The 8,721-nt window shown below is 69.8% G+C and carries 9 protein-coding genes; all 9 read left to right on the forward strand.

The genetic code is table 11. The features are described from left to right. Positions 1–1,267: putative lipid II flippase FtsW (gene ftsW / locus AXW62_RS34455; protein WP_060947909.1), on the forward strand; the 1,267-nt coding region annotated here is incomplete at its 5' end. 6 nt (positions 1,268–1,273) lie between these two features. Continuing rightward, the gene (gene murG, locus AXW62_RS34460; RefSeq protein ID WP_030831655.1) at positions 1,274–2,371 is read left to right on the forward strand and encodes an undecaprenyldiphospho-muramoylpentapeptide beta-N-acetylglucosaminyltransferase; all 1,098 of its coding nucleotides are present in this window, start codon (positions 1,274–1,276) and stop codon (positions 2,369–2,371) included. Positions 2,372–2,384: 13 nt separating this feature from the next. Next, complete coding sequence (locus tag AXW62_RS34465) at positions 2,385–3,182, forward strand: cell division protein FtsQ/DivIB (RefSeq protein WP_060947910.1); 798 nt, start codon at positions 2,385–2,387, stop codon at positions 3,180–3,182. 276 nt (positions 3,183–3,458) lie between these two features. Then, entirely contained in the window at positions 3,459–4,697 is a 1,239-nt protein-coding gene (ftsZ, locus tag AXW62_RS34470; protein WP_030831661.1) for a cell division protein FtsZ, read from the forward strand. A 43-nt stretch (positions 4,698–4,740) separates the two neighbouring features. Next, on the forward strand, positions 4,741–5,508 hold the full coding sequence (pgeF, locus tag AXW62_RS34475) for a peptidoglycan editing factor PgeF (RefSeq protein ID WP_060947911.1): 768 nt from the start codon (positions 4,741–4,743) through the stop codon (positions 5,506–5,508). Positions 5,509–5,511: 3 nt separating this feature from the next. Further along, entirely contained in the window at positions 5,512–6,231 is a 720-nt protein-coding gene (locus tag AXW62_RS34480) for a YggS family pyridoxal phosphate-dependent enzyme (RefSeq protein ID WP_030831672.1), read from the forward strand. Between the two features lie 123 nt (positions 6,232–6,354). Beyond that, positions 6,355–6,975, forward strand: coding sequence for a cell division protein SepF (locus tag AXW62_RS34485; protein ID WP_030831675.1), 621 nt, complete (start codon positions 6,355–6,357; stop codon positions 6,973–6,975). Positions 6,976–7,057: 82 nt separating this feature from the next. Next, on the forward strand, positions 7,058–7,354 hold the full coding sequence (locus AXW62_RS34490) for a YggT family protein (protein WP_014060001.1): 297 nt from the start codon (positions 7,058–7,060) through the stop codon (positions 7,352–7,354). 49 nt (positions 7,355–7,403) lie between these two features. Beyond that, complete coding sequence (locus AXW62_RS34495) at positions 7,404–8,552, forward strand: DivIVA domain-containing protein (protein ID WP_030831678.1); 1,149 nt, start codon at positions 7,404–7,406, stop codon at positions 8,550–8,552. The last annotated feature ends 169 nt before the right edge of the window (positions 8,553–8,721 follow it).

The raw sequence follows: 8,721 nt of genomic DNA on the forward strand, positions 1-8,721 counted from the left end.
GGGAAACGTCCTGGACCGGCTGCGCGGGCTGCAGCAGCGCGTCCGGCGGGCCTGGGACCGGCCGCTCACCGCGTACTACCTGCTCCTCGGCGGCTCGCTGCTGATCCTGGTGCTCGGGCTGGTCATGGTCTACTCCGCCTCCCAGATCAAGGCGCTGCAATCCGGGCTCTCACCGTCGTACTTCTTCCGCAAACAGCTCTTCGCCGCCGCGCTCGGCGGGGCGCTGATGCTGCTCGCCATGCGGATGCCCATCAAACTGCACCGCGCCTTCGCCTATCCGCTGCTCGCGGTCTCGGTCTTCCTGATGTGCCTGGTGCAGGTCCCGGGCATGGGCATCGCGGTCAACGGCAACCGGAACTGGATCTCCTTCGGCGGTCCCTTCCTGCTCCAGCCCAGTGAGTTCGGCAAGCTCGCGCTCGTCCTGTGGGGCGCCGACCTGCTCGCCCGCAAACAGGACAAGCGGCTGCTGGCCCAGTGGAAGCACCTGCTGGTCCCGCTGGTGCCGGCGGCCGCCCTGCTGCTCGGCCTGATCATGCTGGGCGGGGACATGGGCACCGCGATCATCCTCACGGCGATTCTTTTCGGCCTGCTGTGGCTGGCCGGCGCCCCCACCCGGCTCTTCGTGGGCGTCCTCGCCCTCGCCGGGGTCATCGGCATGCTGCTCATCAAGGCCAGCGCCAACCGGATGTCCCGGCTCGCCTGTATCGGCGCCACCGAGCCCGGTGATCACGACCAGTGCTGGCAGGCGGTCCACGGGATCTACGCCCTGGCCAACGGCGGCTGGTTCGGCTCGGGACTCGGTGCGAGTATGGAGAAATGGGGCGAACTACCCGAACCGCATACTGACTTCATCTTCGCCATTACCGGGGAGGAACTCGGCCTGGCGGGGACGCTGTCGGTGCTCGTTCTCTTCGCGGCTCTAGGCTATGCGGGTATCCGCGTGGCCGGACGCACGGAGGACCCCTTCGTGAGGTACGCCGCGGGAGGCGTGACCACCTGGATCACGGCCCAGGCCGTGGTCAACATCGGCGCGGTGCTCGGTCTGCTGCCGATCGCCGGGGTTCCGCTCCCGCTGTTCTCCTACGGAGGGTCCGCCCTGCTGCCGACCATGTTCGCCGTCGGCCTGCTGATCGCCTTCGCACGGGCGGAGCCCGCTGCGCGGGCGGCGCTGGCCATGCGGCAGCCTGCTTTGCGGAAGAAGCTGGCTCGGGTGAGACGGAAGACGATGAGACGGCCCGTCAAGAGGCGGCCGTCCGGAGAGCGGTGAATTTCGGTGCATGTCGTACTCGCCGGTGGGGGGACCGCCGGCCACATCGAGCCCGCGCTCGCCCTCGCGGACGCCCTGCGCAGGCAGGACCCGACCGTGGGGATCACGGCGCTCGGTACGGAGCGCGGGCTCGAGACCCGGCTCGTACCCGAGCGCGGCTATGAACTCGGGCTCATCCCGGCCGTGCCGCTGCCGCGCAAGCCCACCCCCGAGCTGATCACCGTCCCCGGGCGGCTGCGCGGCACGATCAAGGCCGCCGAGCAGATCCTGGAGCGCACCAAGGCCGACTGCGTCGTCGGCTTCGGCGGCTATGTGGCCCTGCCCGGCTACCTGGCCGCCAAGCGGCTCGGGGTGCCGATCGTGGTCCACGAGGCCAACGCCCGTCCCGGGCTCGCCAACAAGATCGGCTCGCGCTACGCCAAGTACGTGGCGGTCTCCACGCCGGACAGCAAGCTCCGCAACGCCCGCTACGTCGGCATCCCGCTGCGCCGCTCCATCGCCACCCTCGACCGGGCGGCGGTCCGCCCCGAGGCCCGCGCGGCCTTCGGGCTCGACCAGAATCTGCCGACGCTGCTGGTCTCCGGCGGCTCGCAGGGCGCGCGCCGGCTCAACGAGGTGGTGCAGACGGTCGCGCCGTTCCTCCAGCGCGCCGGGATCCAGGTCCTCCACGCGGTCGGCCCGAAAAACGAACTGCCGCATGTGGACCACATGCCCGGAATGCCGCCCTACATCCCGGTATCGTACTTGGACCGGATGGACCTCGCGTATGCCGCGGCCGACATGATGCTCTGCCGCGCGGGCGCGATGACCGTCGCCGAACTGTCCGCCGTCGGGCTCCCGGCCGCCTACGTCCCCCTGCCGATCGGCAACGGCGAGCAGCGGCTCAACGCCCAGCCGCTGGTCAAGGCGGGCGGCGGACTGCTGGTCGACGACGCCGAGCTGAGCCCCGAGTGGGTGCAGAGCAATGTGCTGCCGGTGCTCGGCGACCCGCACCGGCTGTACGAGATGTCCCGGCGCGCCGCCGAATTCGGCCGCAGGGACGCCGACGAGCTGCTGGTCGGCATGGTGCACGAGGCGATCAACACCGCACGCCGCCAGGTGTGAGAAGGCAGGGAGCGTGGCCGGACCGTCGACCGCCGAGCGCGGCGCGCGCAGGACGTCGCCGTCCGGCCCGCCCCCACGCCGTTCCGCCGTGCGCCGCCGGCTCCGGCTGCCCGGCCGGCGCACCCTGCTGCTGATCGCGGTGGCGGTGATCCTGCTCGGAGCCGGCGCCGTCTGGCTGCTCTACGGTTCGAGCTGGCTGCGGGCCGAGCGGGTGCGGGTCACCGGCACCACCGTCCTCACCGCCGAGGAGGTGCGCGACGCCGCCGACGTATCCCTGAACACCCCCTTGGTGACGGTGGACACAGGGGCGATCGAACACCGGCTGCGTGAGCGACTGCCGCGGATTGCGAAAGTGGGCGTATCCCGGTCATGGCCGCACACCATCAGTCTGGCGGTGACGGAACGCAGGCCCGAAGCCATTGTCGAAGAGGGCGGGAAGTTCCACGAAGTGGACGCCGCGGGAGTCCGGTTCTCCACCGTGAGCAAGCGTCCGAAGGGCGTTCCGCTGCTGGAAATGGAGCCGGACCGGTCGCCGAGTTCGCGCCATTTCGGCCCGGTCAGGCTGCGCCGCGCGGCGGCCCGGGTGGTCACCCAACTCCCGGAGAAGGTCCGCCGGGACACCCGTTCCCTGCGGGTCCGTTCGTACGATTCGATCACCCTGGAGCTGACCGGTGGCCGTACGGTGGCCTGGGGCAGCGCGGAGCGCGGCGAGGCGAAGGCGAAGACCCTCACCGCCCTGATGAAAGCACGGCCGGACGGCAGCCACTTCGACGTCACCGCGCCGAGCTCCCCCGCGGTGTCTCGCAGTTGACGTGATAGCGGCAGGCCAGCACCCTGGTTGGCTAGCCCACTGGGTGATCACATAGGGTGAAAAGAAAAGCGGGAGGTTCGGCGTGTTCATTGAACGCGCGCCACTTGTCGACTTAGTGTCCTGTTCCGAAGAGTCCGGGAAACAGAGGCACTGGTAACCCTAAACTTCAGCGTTAGGGTTGGGGTCGGCAATCGGAACCGTCCCATTCGGCATCAGTCGGCGCACCGCGGCAACGGCGGGGTGGCGACACGTAACTCGAGGCGAGAGGCCTTCGACGTGGCAGCACCGCAGAACTACCTCGCAGTCATCAAGGTCGTCGGCATCGGCGGCGGTGGTGTGAATGCCATCAACCGGATGATCGAGGTCGGGCTCAAGGGCGTCGAGTTCATCGCGATCAACACCGACGCGCAGGCCCTGCTGATGAGTGACGCGGACGTCAAGCTCGACGTCGGCCGCGAACTCACCCGGGGCCTGGGCGCCGGCGCCAACCCCGACGTCGGCCGCAAGGCCGCCGAGGACCATCGCGAGGAGATCGAGGAGGTCCTCAAGGGGGCCGACATGGTCTTCGTGACCGCGGGCGAGGGCGGCGGCACGGGCACCGGCGGCGCGCCGGTGGTCGCCAACATCGCGCGGTCGCTGGGCGCACTGACGATCGGTGTGGTCACCCGTCCGTTCACTTTCGAGGGCCGCCGCCGTGCCAATCAGGCGGAGGACGGCATCGCGGGTCTGCGGGACGAGGTCGACACCCTCATCGTGATCCCGAACGACCGGCTGCTGTCCATTTCGGACCGTCAGGTGAGCGTGCTGGACGCGTTCAAGTCGGCCGACCAGGTGCTGCTGTCGGGTGTTCAGGGCATCACCGACCTGATCACCACCCCGGGTCTGATCAACCTCGACTTCGCCGACGTCAAGTCCGTGATGTCCGAGGCCGGATCGGCGCTCATGGGCATCGGCTCGGCGCGGGGCGACGACCGCGCGGTGGCCGCGGCCGAGATGGCGATCTCCTCGCCGCTGCTGGAGGCGTCCATCGACGGCGCCCGGGGCGTGCTGCTCTCCATCTCCGGCGGTTCCGACCTGGGTCTGTTCGAGATCAACGAGGCCGCCCAGCTGGTGAGCGAGGCCGCCCACCCGGAGGCCAACATCATCTTCGGCGCGGTGATCGACGACGCGCTCGGCGACGAGGTCCGGGTCACCGTGATCGCGGCGGGCTTCGACGGCGGTCAGCCGCCCGCGAAGAACCGCGACAAGGTGCTCGGCTCCTACAGCGGCAGCCGCGACGAGAGCTCCGGCACCTCCGCGAGCAGCCCGTCGTCCCGCTCGGAGAACAGCCGCCCGTCCTTCGGCGGACTGGGCAGCGTCACCCCGCGCGAGGAGGAGCCCGCCCCGGCGGACCCGGCCCCGGTCGCCGAGGTGCCGCCGCCCCCGGCGCCCACCCCGCACCCCCAGGTCCCCCCGGCTCGCCCCTACTCGGACAGCCAGGCCGAGGAGCTGGACGTCCCGGACTTCCTGAAGTGAGCCGTCCGGTATGGCTCGACGGCGACTTTGAAGCGAACCCGACGTGATAGCGCAACAGCACGACGTGAGCGGCGCGCACTTCGCCTTCACCGACCGGTGGGGCGGGGTGAGCGCCGCTCCGTATGACGAGCTCAACCTCGGCGGCGCGGTCGGCGACGACCCCCAGGCCGTGCGGACCAACCGCGAACTGGCGGCCAAGGCGATCGGCCTTGACCCGGCGGCGGTCGTATGGATGAACCAGGTGCACGGCCGGGACGTCGCGGTGGTCGACGGACCGTGGGCCGGCGCCGAGATCCCGGCGGTGGACGCGGTGGTGACGCGGCGTCGGGGGCTCGCCCTGGCCGTCCTCACCGCCGACTGCACCCCGGTGCTGCTGGCCGATCCGGTGGCCGGCGTCATCGGTGCCGCCCATGCCGGCCGGCCGGGTCTGGTCGCCGGAGTGGTCCCGGCGGTGGTGGCCGCGATGACCGAACAGGGCGCCCGGGCTGCCCGGATCGTCGCCCGTATCGGGCCCGCGGTCTGCGGCCGCTGCTACGAGGTTCCCGCGGACATGCGCGCCGATGTCGCCGAGACGGTGCCCGAGGCGTGGGCCGAGACCCGTTGGGGTACTCCGGCGGTGGACGTGGCGGCCGGGGTGCGGGCGCAACTGGCCCGCTCCGGTGTGCGGCCGGACGGGCCTGCTGGGACGGACGGGACGGATGGGACGGATGCCCAACCTCACATCTGCACCCTGGAGTCGGCGGACCACTTCTCGTACCGGCGCGAGCACACCACGGGGCGGCTCGCGAGCTATGTCTGGTTGGACGGCTGAGCTGTGACGGATCGCAAGACGGAACTGGCCGCGAATCTGGCCCGGGTGGAGGAACGTATCTCTGCCGCCTGCGCCACGGCCGGTCGCAAGCGCGAAGAGGTGACCCTGATCGTGGTCACCAAGACCTACCCGGCGAGCGACGTCCGTTTGCTCGCGGAACTCGGCGTACGGCATGTCGCCGAGAACCGTGATCAGGAAGCCGCCCCCAAAGCCGCGGAATGCGCGGATCTGCCACTGATCTGGCACTTTGTCGGGCAATTGCAGACCAATAAGGTGCGTTCCGTATCCAGTTATGCCGATGTGGTGCAATCTGTCGATCGTAAGCGATTGGTTGACGCACTCTCCCGTGCGGCGGTGGGAGCCGCACGGGAGTTGGGTGTTCTGATTCAGGTCGCGCTCGACGCGGACTCCAGTGAACGGGGAGCGCGCGGAGGCGTCGGACCGGACGGAGTGGAACGGCTCGCCGAGGACGTGGCCGAGGCGGAGGGGCTCCGGCTCGACGGCCTGATGACCGTCGCCCCGCTGACGGGTCCTTATGAAGGGCGGCCGCGGGCGGCGTTCGACCGGCTGGTGGAAATCTCATCCCGCCTGCGCGTGGCCCATCCGGCTGCCACCATGGTTTCGGCGGGGATGAGCTCGGACCTCGAGGAAGCCGTGGCGGCGGGAGCGACACATGTGCGCGTCGGCACTGCGGTACTCGGAGTCCGACCCAGGCTCCGGTAACGTCGCGAAGAAGTCGGACCACAGCAGAAAATATGGTCATTCCCGTCAAAAGGCGGGCGGGCCACGTGGATCCATGGCATCCGGTGGCGGAGCCGATCCACCACAGAGCGGAGGACGCAGAGAATGGCCGGCGCGATGCGCAAGATGGCGGTCTACCTCGGCCTCGTGGAGGACGATGGGTACGACGGCCGGGGATTCGACCCCGACGACGAGTTCGAGCCCGAGCCGGAGCCCGAACGGGAGCGGGACCGTCGGCGGCATCAGGTAGTGGAGACCGAACCGCGGCCGGAAAGGGGCGAATCCGTGCGAGTCGTCCACCCTCCCGCACAGCGTGAACCGGCTCCTCTTGCGGTAGAAACCGGACGACCCGCGCGAATTGCCCCCGTGGCATCCATCACACCTGAACGTCAGAACTTGGAGAAGAACGCGCCCGTGATCATGCCCAAGGTTGTGTCCGAGCGGGAGCCGTACCGCATCACCACACTGCACCCCCGGACCTACAACGAGGCCCGTACTATCGGGGAACACTTCCGTGAGGGCACTCCCGTGATCATGAATCTGACGGAGATGGACGACACGGATGCGAAGCGACTTGTCGACTTTGCCGCCGGTCTGGTGTTCGGCCTCCATGGCAGCATTGAGCGGGTGACGCAGAAGGTGTTCCTGTTGTCTCCTGCTAACGTCGATGTCACGGCGGAGGACAAGGCCCGTATCGCAGAGGGCGGGTTCTTCAACCAGAGCTGAGACGCAAAAACGGCAAACCGGCAACACCGAGTCATCCGAGGCCGCAAGGCCGAGTACGAACCAGGGGAGAGGGACGCGCGGGATGGGCATCGCACTACAGGTGATCTACATCGCGCTCTACTGCTACCTGATCGTGCTGATCTTCCGGCTGGTTATGGACTATGTCTTCCAGTTCGCGCGCTCGTGGCAACCCGGTCGAGCGATGGTGGTCATCCTCGAGGCCACCTACACTGTGACCGATCCGCCACTCAAGCTTCTGCGGCGGTTCATTCCGCCGCTGCGTCTCGGGGGTGTGGCGCTCGACCTGTCCTTCTTCGTGCTGATGATCATCGTCTGGATCCTGATCACCGTCGTGAGCAATTTTGCGAGCAGGGTGTGAACGATACGGTCTTGCCGATTGCCGACGACTACGTTGAGGTGAAGTAGAGATGCCGTTGACCCCCGAGGACGTGCGGAACAAGCAGTTCACGACCGTCCGCCTCCGAGAAGGCTATGACGAGGACGAGGTCGATGCCTTCCTCGACGAGGTCGAAGCCGAACTGACCCGGCTGCTGCGGGAGAACGAGGACCTGCGCGCCAAGCTGGCCGCCGCGACCCGTGCCGCCGCCCAGAGCCAGCAACAAGGCATGCGCAAGCCTCCAGAACAGCAGGAGAGGCCCGGCGCACCCGTGCCCGCCGCCATATCTGGACCGCCGCAGCCGGTGCCGCCCGGCCAGCAGCAGCAGATGGGTGGTCCGCCCCAACTTCCGGGCGGCGCCCCGCAGCTCCCGGCCGGTCCGATGGGCCAGAACGGCCCCGGCCCGATGCAGCAGGGCGGCCCCGGCCCGATGGGGCAGAACGGCCCCATGGGTCCCGGCGGTCCCATGGGTGGCCCGATGGGCGGTCCCGGTGGGCCTGGTGGCCCCGGCGGTCCTGGCGGCCCCGGCGGTCCGCAGCTGCCGCAGCCGGGACAGGGCCCGGGCGGCGACAGCGCCGCACGCGTGCTCTCGCTCGCACAGCAGACCGCCGACCAGGCGATCGCGGAGGCCCGTTCCGAGGCCAACAAGATCGTCGGCGAGGCCCGTAGCCGCGCCGAGGGCCTGGAGCGGGACGCCCGCGCCAAGGCCGACGCGCTGGAGCGGGACGCGCAGGAGAAGCACCGTGTCGCGATGGGCTCCCTGGAGTCCGCTCGTGCCACGCTCGAGCGCAAGGTCGAGGACCTGCGCGGCTTCGAACGCGAGTACCGCACGCGACTGAAGTCGTACCTGGAGAGCCAGCTGCGCCAGCTGGAGAACCAGGCCGACGACTCGCTCGCCCCGCCGCGCACCCCGGCGACCGCCTCGCTGCCGCCGTCCCCCTCGATGAGCGGCTCCATGGCCTCGGCCGGTGCCGGCTCGATGGGCGGCCACACCATGGGCGGCAACCAGTCCATGGGCGGCCACGGCCAGAACGGCGGAGCGCCGTCCTACGGCGGACAGCAGCAGATGTCCCCCGCGATGACCCAGCCGATGGCACCGGTGCGGCCGCAGAGTCCGCAGCCGATGCAGCAGGCGCCGAGCCCGATGCGGGGCTTCCTCATCGACGAGGACGACAACTGACGCGGGCCGCGTAGCGCGGAGCGTTCGGCAATCACAAGGGCCGGGCCCCAGGAGCGTGCTCCTGGGGCCGGGCCCGTCGTCGTCGCGGCGGGGACGGCCGGGTCCGGGTTCCCTTCCGCCGGCCCCGTCCCTTCGTCCCGTTCCCCGTTCCGGTCCGGGGTTCCGGTAC

It is taken from the genome of Streptomyces hygroscopicus subsp. hygroscopicus (assembly GCF_001553455.1).
Lineage (GTDB): Bacteria > Actinomycetota > Actinomycetes > Streptomycetales > Streptomycetaceae > Streptomyces > Streptomyces hygroscopicus.